The organism is Pseudomonas sp. P129, from assembly GCF_020312195.1.
Lineage (GTDB): Bacteria > Pseudomonadota > Gammaproteobacteria > Pseudomonadales > Pseudomonadaceae > Aquipseudomonas > Aquipseudomonas fragariae.
Map to the genome: position 1 here is coordinate 1,058,373 of NZ_JAGPYS010000001.1, position 20,466 is coordinate 1,078,838.

Below are 20,466 nucleotides of genomic sequence, written 5' to 3' on the forward strand. Positions count from 1 at the left end.
TTCGCGCTGATTGCTCTGCGCGCACTCAAGAGCGTCCAGAACTGCATGCCCACGCCCACGCGGAGCGCTCAACGTTACTTTAGATTCTGGCCGTAGGCCGTAGGAGCGAACTTGTTCGCGAAAGGGCCGGTATGATCGCCGAAAATGCATCTTCTGAAACACCGCCTTCGCGAACAAGTTCGCTCCTACGCCCTTCGGGCAGAACCCTGAAAGGCACGTATTCCGGGCTCTCCAGGACTTGTGTGTAACGCCGAGTGCTGGAGCGTAGGGAGCGATGATCTCAACTATCGTGCGACGCTCTGCGTCAAACCTCTACGCTCGGCGTTACTGAGCAGCCTTGGCGGATGTCACGCGCCAGATCTTGTTGCCGACATCGTCGGCCACCAGCAATCCGCCGCGCTGGTCATTGACCACGCCAACCGGGCGACCCATGGCTTTTTCATCCTTGTTGAGGAAGCCGGTCAACACATCGACCGGTGTGCCGTTGGGTTTGCCGCCGCTGAATGGAATGAACACCACCTTGTAGCCGCTGTGCGGTTTGCGGTTCCAGGAGCCGTGCTGGCCGATGAACAGGCCCTCGTTGAACGGCGCAGCCAGTGTCTTGCCGTCGGCGAACACCAAGCCCAGCGAAGCGGTGTGCGGACCGACTGCGTAATCCGGGGCAATCGCCTTGGCGACCAGTGCCGGGTTCTGCGGCTTGACGCGCTCGTCGACGTGCTGGCCGTAATAGCTGTAAGGCCAGCCGTAGAATGCGCCGTCCTGCACCGAGGTCACGTAGTCAGGCACCAGATCGCTGCCGATCTCGTCGCGCTCGTTGACCGCCGTCCACAGCTTGCCGGTCTTCGGTTCCCAATCCATGCCGTTGGGGTTGCGCAGGCCGGACGCGAAGATCCGGTGGTTGCCGGTGGCCGCGTCCACTTCCCAGATCGCCGCACGACCTTCTTCCTTGTCCATGCCGTTCTCGGCCACGTTACTGTTGGAGCCCACGGTCACGTACAGCTTGCTGCCATCCTTGCTGGCGATGACGTTCTTGGTCCAGTGGTGATTGAGCGTACCGCCCGGCAGGTCGACCACTTTGGTCGCTTGCGCGCTGATCGAGGTCTGCCCGGATTCATACGGGAAGCTGATCAGGCGGTCAGTGTCGGCGACATACAGCTTGTTGCCCACCAGGGTCATGCCGAACGGCGAATTGAGGTTTTGCAGGAAAACCGTGCGGGTCTCTGCCACACCGTCCTTGTCCACGTCACGCAGCAAGGTGATGCGGTTGGCGCTGGGCACACCGGCACCGGCGCGGCCCATGACTTTTTCCATCACCCAGCCGCGAATGCCTTTGGAATCATCCGGTTTGGCGGGGGAATTGGTTTCTGCTACCAGCACGTCACCGTTGGGCAACACATACAGCCAGCGCGGGTGGTCGAGGTTCTCGGCGAACGCAGCCACTTGTGTGCCCGGCGCGGCGACCGGCCTGGCGCCTTTTTCCCAGCCTACGGCAGGGGCGATGTTGACGGTCGGAATCAGCGTCTTGTTGGGCTCCGGCAGCTTGGGCGAGGGGCCTGTTCCATCCGAGACTTGCAGGCTCGACGACTCGCCGCAGGCAGCGAGGCCGCCGGCGACCAGCAGCAACACTGCGTAGTGGGGTCTGAGTTTGAACATTGTCGATCTCCATTAACAAGGGCGTGGTCCAGTAACTGATAGAGGCGCCGCCAACCCGCTAGGTTCAATCACGTTCCGCAGCGACGGTGTCGATTGACGCTCCCGGTCCAACCCTCTACCCTTCGCGGTTTGTTTCAGGTGCTCTGCAATCCTCGATTGGCAGAGTGAAACAGGGAAGCCGGTGTGGGTCGACAGATCCGATCCCGGCGCTGCCCCCGCAACGGTAAATGAGTCAAGGCTGTGCCTGACGCCACTGTGTTTCGACATGGGAAGGCGCGCAGCCGGGGTGACCCGCTCATGAGCCCGGAGACCGGCCTGAATCACTCAATGACATCACGGAGGGTGATGTTCTGTGCAGGGCGTTGCCGTGCTGTCCAGTGCTGTCCTTCCGTCTGTTGTCGCCTGCCCCGAGCGGAGAGCCCAGATGAACGAATCCCCCGAACGCGACGAACGCCATCTGGCGCGCATGCAGCGCAAGAAAGCCTTCATGGACCAGCGTATTGCCAGCTCGCCCAACGAGTGCGGCCTGCTGCTGGTGTTGACCGGCAATGGCAAGGGCAAGAGCAGCTCGGCGTTCGGTATGCTCGCCCGGGCCATGGGCCACGACATGCAGTGTGGCGTGGTGCAGTTCATCAAGGGCCGCAACAGCACGGGCGAAGAAATGTTTTTCCGCCGTTTCCCCGAGCAGGTGCGCTATCACGTGATGGGCGAGGGCTTCACCTGGGAAACCCAGGATCGCCAGCGTGACATCGCCGCCGCTGAGGCCGCCTGGGCCGTGTCTCAGGAAATGCTTCGCGATCCGGCCATTGGTCTGGTGGTGCTCGACGAACTGAATATCGCCCTCAAACATGGCTACCTCGACCTCGAACAGGTGCTGAGCGATCTGCAGGCACGTCCGCCGATGCAGCACGTATTGGTGACTGGCCGCGGTGCCAAAGCCGAATTGATCGACCTGGCCGATACTGTTTCCGAGATCGGCGTGGTCAAGCACGCGTTTCAGGCCGGTATTCGTGCGCAGAAAGGTATCGAGCTGTGAACCCTTCATCATTGAGCGCATTGCAATGAGAGCCCCGCGTGATTGCCCGGCGGTACTGATCGCTGCGCCTGCCTCCGGGCAAGGCAAAACCACGGTGACCGCTGCACTGGCACGCCTGCACCGCAACCAGGGGCGCAAGGTCCGGGTGTTCAAGTGCGGCCCGGACTTTCTCGACCCGATGATTCTCGAGCGGGCCAGTGGCGCGCCGGTCTATCAACTCGACATGTGGATGGTCGGTGCCGATGAAAGCCGTCGCCTGTTGTGGGAAGCGGCTGACGAGGCCGACCTGATTCTGATCGAAGGGGTCATGGGCCTGTTCGATGGCACGCCGTCGAGCGCCGACCTGGCCCGGCATTTTGGCGTGCCGGTACTCGGTGTGATCGACGGCACGGCCATGGCGCAGACGTTTGGCGCACTGGCGCTGGGCCTGGCGCGCTATCAGCCTGATCTGCCGTTCGCCGGCGTGCTGGCCAATCGCGTCGGCACGGTACGCCATGCGCAGTTGCTGGAGAACAGCCTGACCGAAGGCCTGCGCTGGTACGGCGCCCTGTCCCGGGAGGTCGGCTTCGAATTGCCCAGCCGCCATCTGGGGCTGGTCCAGGCCAGTGAGCTCAATGATCTGGACGTGCGTCTGGACATGGCGGCTGCGGCGCTGGCCAGCACCTGCGAAGTGGCCTTGCCGCCGGCCGTGACCTTTACTGCGCCCGACCCGGTGCAGGTCGAGCCGCTGCTGCGCGGCATCCGCATCGCCATCGCGCGCGACGAAGCCTTTGCCTTTCTGTACGGCGCGAGCCTGGACCTGCTGAGGAACATGGGCGCCGAGCTGAGCTTCTTCTCGCCGATCCATGATCGCGAGCTGCCCGACGCCGACAGCCTGTACCTGCCAGGCGGCTACCCGGAGCTGCACCACGTCGCGCTGGCCGCCAATGGCACGATGCAGGCTTCGATCAGGGCTCACCATATTGCCGGCAAGCCGATTCTCGCCGAGTGCGGCGGCATGCTCTATTTGCTCGAAGCCTTGACCGATGTCGAGGGCGTGCGCGCCGAACTGGTCGGCTTGCTGTCCGGTGAAGCGGTCATGCAGAAGCGTCTGGCCGCGCTGGCCTTGCAAGCCGTCGAGCTGCCCGAGGGCACGCTGCACGGTCACACTTATCACCATTCGCTGACCAGCACCGAGCTGCAGCCGATTGCGCGTGGCGTCAGCCCCAATGGCGGGCGCGGCGCAGAAGCGGTCTATCGCCTGGGTCGCCTGACCGCGTCCTACGTGCATTTCTATTTTCCTTCCTGCCCTCAGGCGATCGCGGCGCTGTTCAAACCATGACCGAGCAAGCGTTCAGCCCCGAAGAGCGGGCTGCGGTGTACCGCGCCATCGCCGAACGTCGCGACATGCGCCACTTCATCGGCGGCACGGTCGCGCCCGAGCTGCTGGCACGTGTGCTGGAGGCCGCGCATCAGGCCCCCAGCGTCGGGCTGATGCAACCGTGGCGCTTCATCCGCATCAGCGACCCGCTATTGCGCGGCAGGATGCAGGCGCAGGTAGAGCAAGAGCGTATCCGGACCGCCGAGGCGCTGGGTGAGCGCACCGACGAATTCATGAAGCTCAAGGTCGAAGGCATCAACGACTGTGCAGAAGTGCTGGTCGCCGCGCTGATGGAAGGGCGTGAGCAACACATTTTCGGCCGGCGCACCTTGCCGGAAATGGACATGGCTTCGCTGTCCTGCGCGATCCAGAACCTGTGGCTGGCCTCGCGAGCAGAAGGCCTGGGCATGGGCTGGGTGTCGCTGTTCGACCCCGAGGCACTGGCCGAACTGCTGGGCATGCCCGACGGCGCCAAGCCGCTGGCGATCATTTGCCTGGGCCCGGTCAAGGAATTTTATCCTGCGCCAATGCTGGTGATGGAAGGCTGGGCGCAGGCGCGTCCGCTGCATGAGTTGCTGTACGAGAATCAATGGGGAGTGAGTCAATGAGCATGGCGCTGTTGAGCGTCGCCGGGGTCGCGCTGGATGCGCTGCTCGGTGAGCCAAAACGATGGCATCCGCTGGTGGCGTTCGGCAACTTCGCCAGTCGGGTCGAGCAGCGTTTCAACAGTGGCGGCCGTGGCTGGCGCAGTCACGGCGTTACCGCCTGGGTCATCACTGTTGTGCCGCTGACGTTGCTGGCCACGCTGCTGAGCTGGTTGCCTGGCGTGGGCTGGCTGTTCGAGATTCTGGCGCTGTATTGCGCGCTGGGCATGCGCAGCCTGGGCGAGCACGTTCAGCCGGTGGCGCAAGCGCTGCGCAGTGATGATCTGATCGAAGCACGTCAGCGCGTCGGTTATCTGGTCAGTCGCCAGACCACTGAGCTGGACGCTACCGAAGTCGCCCGCGCAGCCACCGAGTCGGTGCTGGAGAACGGCAGCGATGCGGTGTTCGCTGCGCTGTTCTGGTTCGTGGTGGCCGGTGCGCCCGGCGTAGTGCTGTACCGGCTGAGCAATACGCTGGACGCCATGTGGGGCTATCGCAACGAGCGCTTTGAGCGTTTTGGCTGGGCTGCGGCGAAGATCGACGATCTGCTCAACTATATTCCCGCACGTCTTGTGGCATTGACTTACGCCTTGCTGGGCAAGACCCGACTGGCGCTGCGTTGCTGGCGCACACAGGCTCCGGCCTGGGACAGTCCGAATGCCGGTCCGGTGATGGCCGCTGGCGCAGGCGCGCTGGGTGTCGAACTGGGTGGTGCGGCGATCTATCACGGCGAGCTGCATCAGCGTCCGCAACTGGGCGAGGGGGCGCCTGCCGATGCGGACTCGATCGATCGCGGCTGGCACCTGGTGCAGCGCGGCGTGTGGTTATGGCTGCTGGTCATCTGCGTGATAGCTGAATTTTATGCTTGAGCACGGCGGGCGGTTGCGCGCGGCGGCGCAGCATTACGGTATCCATCTGGCCGACTGGCTGGACCTGTCCACCGGGATCGCACCCTGGTCGTGGCCCATCCCGGAGATCCCGACGCGTGCCTGGGCGCGGTTGCCCGAGACCGACGATGGTCTGGAAGCGGCGGCCTGCACTTATTACGGCGTGACCCGGCTATTGCCGGTGTCCGGTTCGCAGGCTGCGATTCAGGCGCTGCCGCGGGTGCGCAGCGGAGGGCGGGTCGGCGTTCTGTCGCCCTGCTACGCAGAGCACGCGCATGCCTGGCGCAAGAACGGTTTCGTGGTGCGTGAGGTGGGTGAGCAGGAGGTCGAATACTTCCTCGACAGCCTGGACGTGCTGGTGGTGGTCAACCCCAACAACCCGACCGGCCTGCACCTGAGCGCCGAGCGCCTGCTGGAGTGGCATGCGCGACTGGCCGAGCGCGGTGGCTGGCTGGTCGTCGATGAAGCGTTCATGGATAACACGCCGGGCATGAGCCTGGCGGCCGAGACGTGGCGCACCGGGTTGATCGTCCTGCGTTCGTTTGGCAAGTTTTTCGGCCTGGCCGGCGTCAGGCTCGGTTTTGTCATGGCCGAACCTCTGCTGTTGAGGATGCTGGCGCAGGAAATCGGCCCCTGGTCGGTCAGTGGGCCAACCCGGATCATCGGTCAGGTGTGCCTCAGCGATCAGCAGGGGCAGGCGCGTCAGCGTGAGCGCTGTGAGCAGGCCCGCGACCGGCTGGTGGCGCTGCTCGACCAGTACGCCCTGACCCCGCAAGGCGGCTGTGCGCTGTTTCAATGGCTGGTGACCCCTGAAGCGCAGACGCTCTATGAGTTTTGTGCGCTGCGTGGCGTGCTGCTGCGCCTGTTCAAGGGTGATTCCTCCGAGTCGTCGAGTCTGCGTTTTGGCCTGCCCTGCGACGAGGCCGACTGGCTGCGGCTGCACGATGTTCTGCTTGAATACCGCAAGGAATACCCATGAGCACGCTGATGGTACAAGGCACCACCTCCGATGCCGGCAAAAGCACCCTGGTGACGGCCCTGTGCCGCTGGCTGACCCGCCAGGGCGTCAAGGTCGTGCCGTTCAAGCCGCAGAACATGGCGCTCAACAGCGCGGTGACCGCAGACGGCGGCGAGATCGGCCGCGCACAGGCCGTGCAGGCGCAGGCGTGCTACCTCGAACCGCACACCGACATGAACCCGGTGCTGCTCAAGCCCAACAGTGACACCGGCGCGCAGGTGATCATTCACGGCCGCGCCGTGACCACCATGAACGCGGTGGCGTATCACGGCTATAAAGAGATCGCCATGCAGGCGGTGCTGGAATCGCATCGGCGCCTGGGTGAAAGCTATCCGGTGATCGTGGTCGAGGGCGCGGGTTCACCGGCCGAGATCAACCTGCGTGCCAACGATATCGCCAACATGGGATTTGCCGAGGCGGTCGACTGCCCGGTGCTGCTGATTGCCGACATCAATCGTGGCGGGGTGTTTGCCCATCTGGTAGGCACGCTTGAGTTGCTGTCGCCCAGCGAGCAGGCGCGGGTCAAGGGCTTCATCATCAACCGTTTTCGCGGCGACATCGCCTTGTTGCAGCCGGGCCTGGACTGGCTGGAAGCACGCACCGGCAAGCCGGTGGTTGGCGTGCTGCCCTATGTGATGGATCTGCACCTGGAGGCCGAAGACGGCCTGGACCAGCGTCAGGCCGACAAGGTCGAGCATGTGCTGAACGTGGTGGTCCCGGTCCTGCCTCGCATCAGTAATCACACCGACTTCGACCCGTTGCGCCTGCACCCTCAGGTCAATCTGCAATTCATCGGCCCCGGCCAGGCGATTCCTCCTGCGGACCTGATCATTCTGCCCGGCTCCAAGAGCGTGCGCAGCGATCTGAACTACCTGCGCAGCAATGGCTGGGACACCGCCATCGCTCGGCATTTGCGTTACGGCGGCAAGCTGATGGGCATCTGCGGCGGCCTGCAAATGCTCGGTGAGCAGGTACACGATCCACTCGGGCTGGAAGGCGCAGCCGGGTCCAGTGCCGGGTTCGGCTTGCTGGCCATGAGCACGGTGCTGGAAGCGGAAAAGCAACTGCGCAATGTGCGCGGTCGTCTGACCCTGGAAGATGCCGAGGTCAGCGGTTACGAAATTCATGCCGGCGTAACGACAGGGCCGGCGCTGGAGCAGGCTGCCGTGCAACTGGACGATGGGCGTTGCGATGGCGCGCAGAGTGCCGACGGGCAGGTGCTGGGGACTTACCTGCACGGCCTGTTCGAATCACCTGCTGCGTGTAGCGCGTTGCTGCGCTGGGCGGGGTTGGCGAACGTGCAGTCCGTCGATTATCACGCCCTGCGCGAGCGTGACATCGAACGTCTGGCGGACCTGGTGGAAAAGCATCTGGACGGCCCATTGCTTCGCGAACTGTGTGGCCTGGAGGCGAACTGAATGCTGCAATTGATCCTCGGCGGCGCGCGTTCCGGCAAGAGTCGCCTGGCGGAAAAACTGGCCGCCGACAGTGCGCTGAAGGTGACCTACATCGCTACCAGTCAGCCGCTGGACGGCGAAATGAATCAGCGTGTTGCCAGCCATCGCGCACGCCGTCCCGAGCACTGGGGATTGGTCGAAGAACCGATCGAGCTGGCGCGGGTGCTGCGCGAAAAGGCGGCGCCCGATTGCTGCCTGCTGGTCGATTGCCTGACTCTCTGGCTGACCAATCTGCTGATGCTCGACAACCCCGAGCGCTTGCTTCAAGAGCGTGAATCCCTGCTCGACAGCCTCGCCGGGCTGCCGGGTGAAATCATTTTTGTCAGCAACGAAACCGGGCTTGGCGTCGTGCCGCTCGGCGAACTGACCCGTCGCTATGTCGATGAAGCCGGCCTGTTGCATCAAGCGCTGGCCGAGCGTTGCCAGCGTGTCGTGTTGACCGTTGCCGGCTTGCCCCTGACGTTGAAAGGAACCGCGCTATGAGTAATTCCTGGTGGCTCAAGCCTGCACAGGCTATTGATGTGCCGATGCGCGAGGCGGCACTGGCCCGTCAGCAGCAACTGACCAAACCCGCCGGATCACTGGCGCAACTGGAGCGCCTGGCGGTGCAACTGGCCGGTCTGCAGGGGCGTGAGCGTCCGGCCGTCGATCAACTGTGGATCGCGATTTTTGCCGCTGATCATGGGGTCGTCGCAGAAGGCGTGTCGGCGTACCCACAGGAAGTCACCGGGCAGATGCTGCACAACTTCGTCAATGGCGGCGCCGCGATCAGCGTGCTGGCGCGTCAGCTCTCCGCACAACTGGACGTGGTCGATCTGGGCACCGTGTCGCCAATGGATCTGCCCGGGGTGCGCCATCTGCGCATTGGCGCGGGCACTGCCAATTTTGTACAGGGGCCGGCCATGAGTGTAGAGCAGGGACTCGCCGCCCTGCAGGCCGGGCGTGACAGCGTATTGCGCGCCAAGGCTGTCGGCGCTGAACTGTTCATCGGTGGCGAGATGGGCATCGGCAACACCACCGCCGCCAGCGCAGTTGCCTGCTCGCTGCTGGATTGCGCCGCGCCGTTGCTGGTCGGGCCGGGCACCGGGCTGAACGCCGAGGGCATTCAGCACAAGACGCGTGTCATCGAGCGCGCACTGGCCTTGCACGCCGAGCAGGCCTGTGACCCGTTAAGCAGCCTGTTCTGCCTGGGCGGCTTCGAAATCGCTGCGCTGACGGGTGCGTACCTGGCCTGCGCGCAGGAAGGTATCGCGGTACTGGTCGACGGTTTCATTTGCAGCGTGGCCGCGCTGGTGGCGGTACGCCTGAACCCTTCCTGCCGTAACTGGCTGCTGTTCGGTCATCGGGGCGCCGAACCGGGCCATCGGCATCTGCTGGAAACGCTGCAGGCCGAACCGTTGCTGGACCTCGGTTTGCGTCTGGGCGAGGGCAGCGGTGCTGCACTGGCAGTGCCGCTGGTGCGCCTGGCGTGCGAGCTGCACAACGGCATGGCGACGTTTGGCGAAGCGGCTGTGGCGGATCGCCCCGCATGACCTTGCACCTGGACCTGTTGCGGCACGGCGAAACCGAACGGGGCGGCGGCCTGCGTGGCAGCATCGACGACGCGCTGACCGAGCCTGGCTGGCAGCAGATGCGTGCGGCAGTGGTCGGTGGCGGCCCATGGACGCGGATTGTCAGCTCGCCGCTGCAACGTTGCGCACGTTTCTCCGAAGAGCTGGCGCAGCGCTTGTCGTTGCCCCTGCACCTGGAGCCCGGCTTGCAGGAGCTGCATTTCGGCGACTGGGAAGGGCACAGCCCTGCGCAACTCATGGAAACCGATGCTGAGGGCCTGGGTCTGTTCTGGGCGGATCCTTATGCCTTCACACCTCCCAATGGCGAGCCGGTAGTGGATTTCTCGAACCGGGTATTGAGTGCCGTTGAGCGTCTGCATCAGGCTTATGCCGGTGAGCGCGTGTTGCTGGTCAGTCATGGCGGTGTCATGCGCCTGCTGTTGGCGCAGGCGCGTGGTTTGCCGCGTGAGCAACTGTTGCAGGTGGTGGTCGGGCATGGCGCGCTGTTGTCGATTCAGGTCGCTGCTGATCGCGTACTCACGGAGGTCTGAGATGCTGCCGTTCTGGATCGCCCTGCAATTTCTCGGCAGCCTGCCGATCAGGCTGCCCGGCATGCCGAGCCCCGAGGAGCTGGGGCGTTCCTTGCTGTTTTACCCGTTGGTGGGGGCGGTGTTCGGCACGCTGCTGCTGGGCTTCAACACGCTGCTCAGTGGTGCGCCGCTGATGCTGCACGCCGCGCTGGTACTCACTACCTGGGTGTTGCTCAGCGGCGGCCTGCATCTGGACGGTCTGGCCGACAGTGCTGACGCCTGGCTGGGCGGCTTCGGTGACCGTGAACGCACCTTGAAGATCATGAAAGACCCACGCAGCGGGCCTATCGCCTTGGTCACGCTGGTCCTGGTGCTGCTGCTCAAGTTTGCTGCGATTCTGGCGCTGATCGAGAGCCATGCCAGCGTCTGGCTGCTGTTGGCACCGGTGATCGGGCGCGCGGCCATGCTTGGGCTGTTTCTGGGGACGCCGTATGTGCGTTCCGGCGGGCTGGGGCAGGCGTTGGCCGATCACCTGCCGCGCGGCCCTGGACGCAAGGTTTTGCTCGCCACCGCCATTGCGTGCGTGCTGCTCGCCGGCTGGTCGGGGGTAGCCGTATTGCTGGTCTGCGCCGTCTGTTTCTTCTGGCTGCGGCAACTGATGATGCGCCGTCTGGGCGGATGCACCGGTGATACAGCCGGGGCATTGCTCGAGCTGCTGGAGTTGGCGGTGCTGCTGACGCTGGCGCTGCTTTGAGACCCTGCGCAACGCTTTGTTGACAGCTTTTACCGGCAGCGCGTAGCTTCGCCAATCGCGGGTAAAACCATGTAACACACAGCGCAGGGAGCTCAACCATGACATCGATCTGGCGTACCAGTGGCTGGGTTCTGCTGGGGAGTGCGCTGATTCTTGCGCTTTCGTTGGGTACGCGGCACGGCTTCGGTCTGTTTCTGGCGCCCATGAGCGCCGAGTTTGGCTGGGGACGCGAAGTCTTTGCCTTTGCCATCGCTCTGCAGAATCTGATGTGGGGCCTGGCACAGCCCTTCGCCGGGGCGCTGGCAGATCGATTCGGGGCGGCGAAAGTCGTCTTCGTCGGCGGTGTGCTGTATGCCGCAGGTCTGTTGTGCATGAGTACCGCCGATTCTTCCCTCAGCCTTTCATTGAGCGCCGGTCTGCTGATCGGTATCGGTCTGTCCGGCACATCGTTTTCGGTCATCCTGGGGGTCGTGGGGCGTGCGCTGCCTGCGGAAAAACGCAGAATGGGCATGGGTATCGCCAGCGCAGCCGGCTCATTCGGTCAGTTCGCCATGCTGCCCGGTACATTGGGCCTGATCAGCTGGCTGGGCTGGTCCGGCGCCTTGCTGGTGCTGGGCGTGATGGTGGCGTTGATCCTGCCTCTGGTGGGCATGCTCAAGGATACGCCGAGCGTATCCACCGGCGTCGAGCTGACCCTCGGCGAGGCGCTGCGTGAAGCGTGCTCGCATTCGGGGTTCTGGCTGCTGGCACTGGGGTTCTTCGTCTGCGGCTTTCAAGTGGTATTCATTGGCGTGCACTTACCGGCGTATCTGGTGGATCAGCACCTGCCCGCCAAGGTCGGCACTACAGTGCTGGCCCTGATCGGCCTGTTCAATATCTTCGGCACCTACACCGCAGGCTGGCTGGGCGGGCGCATGTCCAAGCCCCGGCTGCTGACCGTGCTTTACCTGTTGCGCGCGGTAGTAATCGTATTGTTTCTGTGGATACCCTTGAGCCAGACCACGGCGTATCTGTTCGGCGTGGCGATGGGCTTGCTGTGGCTGTCCACCGTGCCGCTGACCAACGGTACGGTCGCGACACTGTTCGGTGTGCGCAACCTGTCGATGCTGGGCGGCATTGTCTTTTTGTTTCACCAGTTAGGCGCCTTCCTCGGTGGCTGGCTGGGCGGGCTGGTATATGACCGTACCGGCAGCTACGACCTGATCTGGCAAGTCTCGATACTCCTGAGTCTGCTCGCCGCGGCACTCAACTGGCCGGTGCGCGAGCGCCCGGTGGAACGCTTGCAGGCGCAGGGCAGTCTGGCATGAGTCGGCGCTGGCCGTTGCTGGCGGCGCTGCTGGTGGGCGCGGTGGTGCTGGGATTGCTCTTGTGGGCCTGGCAGCATGTCGGGCTGGCCGCATTGCAACTGGGAATGGGCGCTTGCTAGGCAGACGCTCCGGCATGCGGTAGCGTGTCGGCAGACGACAACAATATCCAGGGCCGCCATGATGAAACTTCGCTTTTTTTCGATCCCTCTTTTGCTGCTGGCCATGAGCGGTGCTGCCATGGCTGCCGACTGCCCGCCGTTGCTGCAAGGCGAGTTGCCCAAGCTGCGCGCCAAGGAAAACATCGACCTGTGCAAGCGCTTCGCCGGCAAGCCGCTGGTGGTGGTCAATACTGCCAGTTTCTGCGGCTTTGCCCCGCAGTTCAAAGGCCTTGAAGCGCTGAGTCAGCGCTACAAGGGGCAGGGGCTGGAGGTGTTGGGCGTGCCGTCCAATGACTTCAAACAGGAAGCCAAGGATGGTGAGGAGACCGCCAAGGTCTGTTACGTCAACTATGGCGTGACCTTCACCATGACCGAGCCGCAGGCAGTACGCGGTGATGATGCGACCCATCTGTTCAAGGTACTGGCCGAGCAGAGCAGTGCGCCGCGCTGGAACTTTTACAAGTACGTGGTTGATCGTCAGGGCAAGGTCATCGCCAACTTCTCCAGCATGACCAAGCCGGATGATCCGGAGCTGATCGCAGCCATTGAGAAGGCGATTGCGTCTAAGCCTTAGGGGGCAAAAAAGGGCGGCTTGAGTCTTGTCTGAATCGACCTGGCATCGCAGAACCCTTGTGTGACGCAGAGCGCCACATAGAGGACGCAGAGCGTCCAGAACTGCATGCCGACGCGGAGCGTCGGCACGATAGTCAGTTAATGCCGCGGAGCGTCGGCACGATAGTCAGTCAATGACGCGGAGTATCTGTGCGGTAGTCAGTCAATGCAGGTCTGAGAGCTCAAGGCGCGCAATAAAAAGCCCGCAACCATTACGGGTTGCGGGCTTTTTTTCAGCCTGGCAGTTGCTTATCAGAAGCGATAGGTAACCGAAGTGCCCAGGCCGTGAGCGGTGTTACGGTAGTCGGCGCTGTACGAACCTTTGGTCGCGCTGGAATCGCGGATCTTGGTTTCGTCTTCACGCAGGTACGAGTACGCCACGTCGATGGTCAGGTCGTCGGTCGGGCTCCAGCCTGCACCGAAGCTGATGATCTTGCGATCGCCGGTCGGGATGCGAGGGGAGCGGTTGACGTTGTTGGTCGGCGACTGATCAACGGAGAAGCCGGTGCGCAGCGTCCACTCTTTATTGACCTTGTACGAGGCGCCGATGGCGTGCGCCCAGGTGTCGTGCCAGTTCTGCTCTTCAGTAATGGTGCCGATTGGGCCGGCAGAACCGCCCAGTAAGGCAGGGACGCCATCGTTGTTGACGGTGATGTCTTGCAGGCGGCTCCAGCGAGTCCAGGTGCTGCCGGCATAGACCGTCCAGTTTTCGTCGATCTGCTGGGTGATGGAGAAGTCCACGGACTCGGGTGTGGAGATATCCAGCGAAGCGTCATACTTCTGGCCGCCGAAAGGACCGAAACCCGAACCTTCGATCTTGGTCTTGCCCTTGAGCTTGTAATCGACCTTGGAGTGGTAAGTCAGGCCCAGGCGAGTGGTGTCGGTAGCCTGCACCAAAATACCGGCATTGAAGCCGATTGCGGTGTCATCGCCTTCGATCTTCACTTTGCCGTCGTTACGGCCCGGTGTTGCGGCGTTCAATGTTGCCGAGGTCAGTTCACCGTCGATACGGTTGATCGTCGGGCCGAAACCGATGGACACCTTGTCGTTGAATGCATAGCTGACGGTCGGCTGGAAGGTCACGACCTGGACGTGACTCTTGTCACCCCAGTAGCGGCCAGCGAAGCCTTTTTCGTAATCGGTGACCAGGCCGAACGGTACGTACACGCCCAGACCAAATGCCCAGTGATCATCGATTGGTTTGACGTAATAGCCCATGGGTACGCCGACCACCGGAACCATATCGCCGTCGTTGCTGCCGCCAAATGTGCCACGACCATTGTCGATATCGGTCTTGGCGATCACGGCAGCTGCACCGACGCTGATTTGTTCGCGTTTGAGGCGGGACATACCGGCAGGGTTGCCGAATACGGTGCTTGCGTCATCGGCTGACGAGGAGCGACCTGCAAAGCCGGTGCCCATGCCGCTGATGCTTTGTTCGTTGAGGGCAAAGCCGGCAGCGAGCAGTTGAGAAGAAGCCAGACCCAGTGCGAGTCCAAGCGTTGTCCGGTTCAGTGCTTTTGTCATTATTTTCATTATTAGAACTCCTTGTTGTTCACCGCTCGAAAATTACCAACATTTTCGATGGCGCGCTATAGGCTGAGGAGCCCGATTTAGAGCTATTCTTGTAGGACAATCCCGCCGCAGGAGTAGGACCTGCGAATTAGCGCAGGCCCAGAGCCTTATCCTTGCGTAATGCCGGCGTTATAAAGCGCGCATAAAAAAAGCCCCGCCTTTGCAGTGCGGGGCTTTCGGCTTGCGGTGCAGCGTTTTCGTCAGGCGATGAGGGCCTGACGGGTACGCTCGATCACGGCCTGCAGCGGTTCGGCGCTGGCGTACTGATCGGGGTACAGGCGTTCGCTGTGGCGGGCGATGCCGTGTTCATTGACGATGGTGAAACTGAAGCAGCCTTTGCGAGCGGCCATGATCAGGCAGTTCATCGGGGCAAAAGCGTTGGTCAATGTGTGAATTGCATGTTGAGTCTGAGTATTCATATTCAAGGTGTTTCCTGAAGCAACACGGAACAATACCGTGCAAAAATAAAGATTCCAGTAAACGCGGGCCGACATTTGATACAAAAGCCTGGCTGGGCGGAGAACCTGACTGGAACAAAGACAGGCAGTTGAAGCGCGCTTAATCGTATGGCGCTCTGGCTGACCGGTAGGTACTTAGGAGGGCAGGCAACACAACAGGAGCAAAGGTTCTACGCTCCGGGTGAAGATCCTGATCAATTGCAGGCTGGTTGAAGCAGAGCATGAGAGCCATGACTGCACTGTCACCCCAAATGGTGAATCAGCGCGAAAGGTTCATGTCTGGAAACCATCGAGGTGGTCGATCCCTTGTTGCCAACATTCTCGTCGCATGGAGGAGTGTCTGTCGGGGGACTTGTCGACCGGAATTGATTTTCAGCTTGGTACTAACGGCGGATATATTACTCGCCCCATCAGAACATTGCAAGTGGCAGTGAACAAATCTTCACCAGTGTCCGGCCAGCCGATAAATCAGTACGGTGACTGACGCCACCATCGAGCAGCCCAGCAGATAGGCGGCGACGGTAAGCCGCAGCGACCTGCGGCTTTCGATGGCGCGCATGATATCGCCTGTCGCGTTGATACGCCCGTTGCTCAGGTCACCGCAGATGATCAGCATCAGGGCGATCGCTGACAGCAGCACGCTGTAGGCGAACACGCCGCCGTCCGGGGGTGGCAGGACGATACTGACTGCCAGGGCGACGAGGCAAACGGCCAACAACAGCAGGAAGAACTTGGCGATCTCCTTCATGGGTCCCTTCACTGAATCGTTGGTAAATTAGAGTGAGGTGCATTTTTGCCAGTGCTTGGACCGCAACTTGTGCAATTTGTCGCCTGCGTCGCTTTCATTGCCCTGAATAATGCGCGAAATGGGTCGTCAGTCATGTCGGTCCAGCACCTGAAAACCTGCTGAAAGCCTTGTATTCATTGAGAATGCGATGCGTTCGGGAACGCAAAATATGATGCATGAAATGACCAAAAACGGCCTTGATGAGGAGTTGTGCACATTAGCGGCACAAGCTGCCACATCACTGTCACAAGCGAAGCTAAGGGTTTGATTTATGATGGTGAATTATTAAGTCAATGAAAAACATCGTTTTTTTTAGCTGGTGAAAAAATCGTCAGTTTGAGCGCAGGCCCCATGCTGCTTGCGTTTGCGCAAGTTAAAGGGGGGTTGTCCACTGAGTTATCCACAGCTTCTGTGGATTGTCCCGAGGAAAATGTCCCCCTAATAGGGGCTGTGCGCTGCGCTGAAAACGCGTACAATCCGTTCCCCCGATTTATGCCCGCCTGTTGATTTCGTCTCGCCCGAGACGGTGTTTCTGCTGCACTATCCGCACGCCCTACCCAAACTGCCGCTGGCCGTTATTATTCAGCCCGCATGGAGTCTTTATGGCACTGGACCTGAACAGCCTGTTACTGGGGCTCGCCGCAGCAGCGCTGCCCTTGCTGGCTCTGCTCTGGCATCTGCAGCGCCGTCTGGCCGCTCGTCAGGCCGAGAGCGCGCTGCTCGATGAGCGTCTGAGCATGGCGCAAATGGCGCAGGAAGGTCTCAATGCCCAGTTGGATGCGTGTCGTGACGAGGTCAGCGACCTCAGTCAGGCCAATGCGGCCAAGCAGGCTGATCTTGCCGCGTTACGCCGCGAGGTCGAGTTGCTGCGTCAGGAAAGCGATAACGCGCGCGAAACGGCCCAGGACTGGAATCATGAGCGTGCCGCCAGAGAGGCAGAACTGCGTCGTCTTGATGCGCAGTGTGCGGCGCTTAACGCTGAGCTGCGTGAACAGCAGGATGGCCATCAGCAGCGCCTGAACGATCTGCAGGGTTCCCGTGATGAGCTGCGTGCACAGTTCGCCGAATTGGCGGGCAAGATTTTCGATGAGCGCGAGCAGCGCTTCGCCGAAACCAGCCAGCAGCAGTTGGGCCAATTGCTCACGCCGCTCAAGGAGCGTATCCAGTCGTTCGAAAAGCGTGTCGAGGAGAGTTACCAGAACGAAGCGCGCGAACGCTTTTCCCTGGCCAAGGAACTTGAACGTCTGCAGCAGTTGAATCAGCGGTTGAGTGATGAGGCGACCAACCTGACACGCGCCTTGAAGGGGCAGAAGACCCAGGGCAACTGGGGCGAGCTGATCCTGGAGCGTGTGCTTGAGCATGCCGGGCTTGAAAAGGGTCGTGAGTATCAGACGCAAATCAGCCTCAAGGGGCCGGACGGCGAACGCTTTCAGCCTGACGTGTTGATCATGTTGCCGGGCGACAAACAGGTGGTGGTCGACGCCAAGGTCAGCCTGACGGCCTACCAGCAATATGTGTCTGCCGATGATGAAGTCATTGGTCAGGCTGCGCTGAAGCAGCACGTACTGTCGTTGCGTAACCATGTCAAAGGCTTGTCGGGCAAGGATTACAAGCGTCTCGAAGGGCTGCACAGTCTGGATTTCGTTCTGCTTTTCGTGCCTATCGAGGCCGCCTTTTCCGCCGCCCTGCAGGCCGAGCCGAATTTGTTCCAGGAAGCCTTCGACCGCAACATCGTGATTGTCAGCCCTACGACCCTGCTGGCCACCTTGCGGGTGATTGACAGCCTGTGGAAGCAGGAGCGTCAGAGCCAGAACGCCCGTGAGATCGCTGAGCGGGCAGGCTGGCTGTACGACAAGTTCGTGTTGTTCATTCAGGATCTGGATGAGGTCGGCAACCGCCTGCAACAGCTGGACAAGGCCTATTCGGCGGCGCGCAACAAGCTGACGGAAGGGCGCGGCAACCTGATCAGCCGCAGCGAACAGCTCAAACTGCTGGGTGCGCGCGCGAGCAAGAGTCTGCCTGCCGATTTGCTGGAGCGGGCGATGACCGATAATGATGGCCTGATCAGCCCGCCTGACTGAGCCGTACGACTGCCCGGCGTAATGTTCAGTAACAGGCCGTCCGTCGCAAAGACTAGAAGCTACGCTGCACAAATGTCACATTGACTCCATCGGGAAAATTGTTTCCCGTTGCACTCGGCTAACAGTTCATTTGCTTCTATGATCTCTAGTGAGTGATGAGTACTGATCGACTGCCGAGTATTTCCCTCAAGGGGGCTCTATGAATAGCAAACTGCAAGAATGGCTCCACGATGTAGGCGTTGCATTGGGTTTGATAGAACGCCCAAAACTGCAACCCATTCCGGTTCGTGCCGACGATGATCGTCGCCGCCAACGCCGGTAAGCTTCTCGCCTGACCCTCGCCACAGGGTAATGCGCATGTTGAGTTTCGTCGGGGCGCACAGGGCGTCCCGATACAAGGGCCTGCGTTCAATGCTGGTGTCCTGTCTCTTCCCCCGGCTTTGCCGATCCCTTTTTCGCCTCCTGCAATAAAAAAATCAGCTCGATGATCCTGTGCAGCGCAAACTGCTCTGGTCTGGTGATTGCCTGTGTTCTGATGGCTTCAGGGAGGGTGAAATCGAAGGCTTCCTCCAGCGCGAGGAAAAACAGCTCGATATCATCGTCATCAAGGGTCAGATCGACGAAGGTGGCGTCATCCTGAATGGCGCTCTTGTCCACTAGAATGATGCCTAGGGCGTCGAACACCTTTTGCCTGATCTCTTCGCGATTCATGAAAGCCCCTGATGTGGATCTTGTCAGATACAGCAGGCGTACTTCATTTCTCCAGCCCAGACCCATGAGGCTAGCTCAAATCGCCGTTGCGGCTGTGGATTGCCGCGCCGTTGCGGTGCTGATTTGTTTAAAATGCACGGCTGTTCGACAGGCGGTTTGCGGCAACGCTGATTCGTCGCGCAGCGCAGCCTTTTTGACCATGTGAGATTGATCGAGTACCCATCGATGCCCCGTGCCCGTTGTGAACGTTGCCTGCGTCCTGCCACGCATTGTCTGTGCGCCCTGATTCCGCAGTTGGACAGCCGCACGCGGGTGTTGATCCTGCAGCATCCGGATGAAGTCGGTCATGCCTTGAACACCGCCCGACTGGCCTCGCTCGGTCTGGTCAATGCGCAGTTGTTGGTGGGTGAAGTGTTCGACGATCTGCAAGCGCTTTTGAATCCGCCTGGCTATCAAGCGCGATTGCTGTTTCCGGGGGACACTGCGCAGACGTTGACTTCTTATGCACAGGATTCGCTGCCCATGCTGCTGGTCGTGCCGGATGGCACTTGGCGCAAGGCGCGCAAATTGCTGCACCTCAACCCTTTGCTCGCCGAGCTGCCAAGGGTGACGCCGGGCCCCGCGCCTGTTTCGCGTTATCGCTTGCGCAGGGCGCCGGGCCCTGAGGCCTTGTCGACGCTCGAGGCCATCGTGCACACCTTGCAGACGCTGGAAGCACCTGCCTCGTTCGAGGCGTTGCTCAAGCCGTTCGATGCGTTGATCGAAGGTCAGATTCAGGCCATGGGCAGTGAGACCTACCAGCGCAACCACGGCGGCCAGGGGTAAGGAGCACAATTCGCGTCGTTAACTGCATCCAGCTGTAACTGTTGCTTTGCCGATCAGCGCCTAGAATGGGTGTTCTGTTCTATCTCTCGCGGAAGTTGCAATGCACATCTCGTCTGGTCGTTGGGTCTATGGCCTCTGCCTGTCACTGTTGACCGCACTGCTGTGGGGCATTTTGCCGATCAAGCTCAAGCAGGTGCTGCAGGTGATGGATCCGGTGACCGTGACCTGGTTCCGCCTGGCTGTGTCCGGGGCGCTGTTGTTCATCTGGCTGGCCTCGGTCAAGCGCCTGCCCAGCTTCAAGGTGCTGGGGCGCAAGGGCAGGGTGCTGGTCGGGCTGGCCGTGTTCGGTCTGGTCGGCAACTATGTGCTGTACCTCATTGGCTTGCGCCTGCTGAGCCCGGGCACCACGCAATTGCTGGTTCAGGTCGGTCCGATTTTTCTGCTGATCAGCAGCATCTTTCTGTTCAAGGAGCGTTTCAGTCTGGGGCAGGGCATCGGCCTGATGGTGCTGCTGGTGGGCTTCGGATTCTTTTTCAATCAGCGTCTGGTGGAGCTTTTCACCTCGTTGGGCGACTACACCCTGGGTGTGCTGGTGGTGCTCCTGGCCTCGACCATCTGGACGTTCTACGGGCTGAGTCAGAAGCAGCTTCTGACAGTATGGAATTCGCTGCAGGTGATGATGGTCATCTACCTGTTTTGCGCCCTGTTGCTGACGCCGTGGGCGCATCCTGCCGAGGCATTGCTGTTGAGCCCGTTGCAAGGCTGGCTGCTGCTGGCCTGCTGCCTGAACACGCTGGTGGCCTACGGCGCCTTTGCCGAGGCGCTGGCGCACTGGGAGGCCTCGCGGGTCAGTGCGACGCTTGCGCTGACGCCATTGGTGACGCTGACCGCCGTGGCGCTTGCCGCCTGGCTATGGCCGGATTACGTGCAGGCTGAAGAGTTGAACGTGCTGGGTTATGGCGGTGCGCTGCTGGTGGTGGCCGGGTCGGCGCTGACTGCGCTTGGCCCTTCGCTGGTCGCCGGCCTCAGGGCACGCAAGGCCCGGCTGGCGCAGGCCTGACTG

Annotated in this window: 22 protein-coding genes and 1 riboswitch; of the genes, 17 read left to right on the top strand and 5 right to left on the bottom strand. The window is 61.5% G+C overall.

What is annotated here, in order from left to right; translation table 11 throughout:
* Nucleotides 1-324: 324 nt before the first annotated feature.
* Nucleotides 325-1,653, bottom strand: coding sequence for a PQQ-dependent sugar dehydrogenase (locus tag KBY02_RS04555; RefSeq protein WP_011268583.1), 1,329 nt, complete (start codon nt 1,651-1,653; stop codon nt 325-327).
* 119 nt (nt 1,654-1,772) lie between these two features.
* A riboswitch (cobalamin riboswitch) is annotated at nt 1,773-1,987 on the top strand.
* A 90-nt stretch (nt 1,988-2,077) separates the two neighbouring features.
* Between KBY02_RS04555 and cobO the strand changes: the two genes are divergently transcribed.
* From cobO to KBY02_RS04615, 13 genes are all read left to right on the top strand, one after another.
* Nucleotides 2,078-2,689, top strand: a complete 612-nt coding sequence (gene cobO, locus KBY02_RS04560; protein WP_003393737.1) for a cob(I)yrinic acid a,c-diamide adenosyltransferase — start codon at nt 2,078-2,080, stop codon at nt 2,687-2,689.
* Nucleotides 2,690-2,714: 25 nt separating this feature from the next.
* A complete protein-coding gene (locus KBY02_RS04565; RefSeq protein WP_024659858.1) occupies nt 2,715-4,010 on the top strand; it encodes a cobyrinate a,c-diamide synthase in 1,296 nt (431 codons plus the stop codon).
* Entirely contained in the window at nt 4,007-4,657 is a 651-nt protein-coding gene (gene bluB, locus KBY02_RS04570) for a 5,6-dimethylbenzimidazole synthase (RefSeq protein ID WP_003404272.1), read from the top strand. Before KBY02_RS04565 ends, bluB begins: the two co-directional genes overlap by 4 nt.
* Entirely contained in the window at nt 4,654-5,562 is a 909-nt protein-coding gene (gene cbiB / locus KBY02_RS04575; RefSeq protein ID WP_225649916.1) for an adenosylcobinamide-phosphate synthase CbiB, read from the top strand. The genes bluB and cbiB overlap by 4 nt, the downstream gene beginning before the upstream one ends.
* The gene (cobD, locus tag KBY02_RS04580; RefSeq protein WP_225649918.1) at nt 5,555-6,559 is read left to right on the top strand and encodes a threonine-phosphate decarboxylase CobD; all 1,005 of its coding nucleotides are present in this window, start codon (nt 5,555-5,557) and stop codon (nt 6,557-6,559) included. Before cbiB ends, cobD begins: the two co-directional genes overlap by 8 nt.
* Nucleotides 6,556-8,016: a cobyric acid synthase gene (locus KBY02_RS04585; protein WP_024641140.1), complete on the top strand. Its 1,461-nt coding sequence runs from the start codon at nt 6,556-6,558 to the stop codon at nt 8,014-8,016. Before cobD ends, KBY02_RS04585 begins: the two co-directional genes overlap by 4 nt.
* Complete coding sequence (cobU, locus tag KBY02_RS04590) at nt 8,017-8,538, top strand: bifunctional adenosylcobinamide kinase/adenosylcobinamide-phosphate guanylyltransferase (protein WP_003404268.1); 522 nt, start codon at nt 8,017-8,019, stop codon at nt 8,536-8,538. It abuts the gene before it with no gap.
* Nucleotides 8,535-9,587 (top strand): nicotinate-nucleotide--dimethylbenzimidazole phosphoribosyltransferase, encoded by a 1,053-nt coding sequence (gene cobT, locus KBY02_RS04595; RefSeq protein ID WP_225649919.1) that lies wholly within the window; start codon nt 8,535-8,537, stop codon nt 9,585-9,587. Before cobU ends, cobT begins: the two co-directional genes overlap by 4 nt.
* Complete coding sequence (gene cobC, locus KBY02_RS04600) at nt 9,584-10,156, top strand: alpha-ribazole phosphatase family protein (protein ID WP_024652835.1); 573 nt, start codon at nt 9,584-9,586, stop codon at nt 10,154-10,156. Before cobT ends, cobC begins: the two co-directional genes overlap by 4 nt.
* Before the next feature lies 1 nt (nt 10,157).
* Nucleotides 10,158-10,889, top strand: coding sequence for an adenosylcobinamide-GDP ribazoletransferase (locus tag KBY02_RS04605; protein WP_225649920.1), 732 nt, complete (start codon nt 10,158-10,160; stop codon nt 10,887-10,889).
* A gap of 98 nt (nt 10,890-10,987) precedes the next feature.
* Entirely contained in the window at nt 10,988-12,196 is a 1,209-nt protein-coding gene (locus tag KBY02_RS04610) for an MFS transporter (protein ID WP_263870126.1), read from the top strand.
* On the top strand, nt 12,193-12,315 hold the full coding sequence (locus KBY02_RS26130) for a hypothetical protein (protein ID WP_032611050.1): 123 nt from the start codon (nt 12,193-12,195) through the stop codon (nt 12,313-12,315). The genes KBY02_RS04610 and KBY02_RS26130 overlap by 4 nt, the downstream gene beginning before the upstream one ends.
* Before the next feature lie 61 nt (nt 12,316-12,376).
* The gene (locus tag KBY02_RS04615) at nt 12,377-12,928 is read left to right on the top strand and encodes a glutathione peroxidase (protein ID WP_003404262.1); all 552 of its coding nucleotides are present in this window, start codon (nt 12,377-12,379) and stop codon (nt 12,926-12,928) included.
* Nucleotides 12,929-13,218: 290 nt separating this feature from the next.
* Here KBY02_RS04615 and KBY02_RS04620 read toward each other — a convergent pair whose 3' ends face one another.
* From KBY02_RS04620 to KBY02_RS04630, 3 genes are all read right to left on the bottom strand, one after another.
* The gene (locus KBY02_RS04620; protein ID WP_024652837.1) at nt 13,219-14,502 is read right to left on the bottom strand and encodes an OmpP1/FadL family transporter; all 1,284 of its coding nucleotides are present in this window, start codon (nt 14,500-14,502) and stop codon (nt 13,219-13,221) included.
* A 239-nt stretch (nt 14,503-14,741) separates the two neighbouring features.
* A complete protein-coding gene (locus KBY02_RS04625; protein WP_002554588.1) occupies nt 14,742-14,960 on the bottom strand; it encodes a hypothetical protein in 219 nt (72 codons plus the stop codon).
* 481 nt (nt 14,961-15,441) lie between these two features.
* The gene (locus tag KBY02_RS04630) at nt 15,442-15,747 is read right to left on the bottom strand and encodes a hypothetical protein (RefSeq protein ID WP_003404260.1); all 306 of its coding nucleotides are present in this window, start codon (nt 15,745-15,747) and stop codon (nt 15,442-15,444) included.
* Between the two features lie 755 nt (nt 15,748-16,502).
* Between KBY02_RS04630 and rmuC the strand changes: the two genes are divergently transcribed.
* Both rmuC and KBY02_RS26235 read left to right on the top strand, forming a co-directional pair.
* Complete coding sequence (gene rmuC, locus KBY02_RS04635) at nt 16,503-17,867, top strand: DNA recombination protein RmuC (protein ID WP_161429162.1); 1,365 nt, start codon at nt 16,503-16,505, stop codon at nt 17,865-17,867.
* Nucleotides 17,868-18,066: 199 nt separating this feature from the next.
* Nucleotides 18,067-18,189 (top strand): PA1414 family protein, encoded by a 123-nt coding sequence (locus tag KBY02_RS26235; protein WP_003418154.1) that lies wholly within the window; start codon nt 18,067-18,069, stop codon nt 18,187-18,189.
* An 86-nt stretch (nt 18,190-18,275) separates the two neighbouring features.
* Here the strand turns inward: KBY02_RS26235 and KBY02_RS04640 are convergent, their stop codons facing one another.
* A complete protein-coding gene (locus tag KBY02_RS04640) occupies nt 18,276-18,578 on the bottom strand; it encodes a hypothetical protein (RefSeq protein WP_024638875.1) in 303 nt (100 codons plus the stop codon).
* 225 nt (nt 18,579-18,803) lie between these two features.
* Between KBY02_RS04640 and KBY02_RS04645 the strand changes: the two genes are divergently transcribed.
* Complete coding sequence (locus tag KBY02_RS04645; protein ID WP_032653404.1) at nt 18,804-19,403, top strand: tRNA-uridine aminocarboxypropyltransferase; 600 nt, start codon at nt 18,804-18,806, stop codon at nt 19,401-19,403.
* 100 nt (nt 19,404-19,503) lie between these two features.
* Nucleotides 19,504-20,463, top strand: coding sequence for a DMT family transporter (locus KBY02_RS04650; RefSeq protein ID WP_024660917.1), 960 nt, complete (start codon nt 19,504-19,506; stop codon nt 20,461-20,463).
* Nucleotides 20,464-20,466 lie beyond the last annotated feature (3 nt).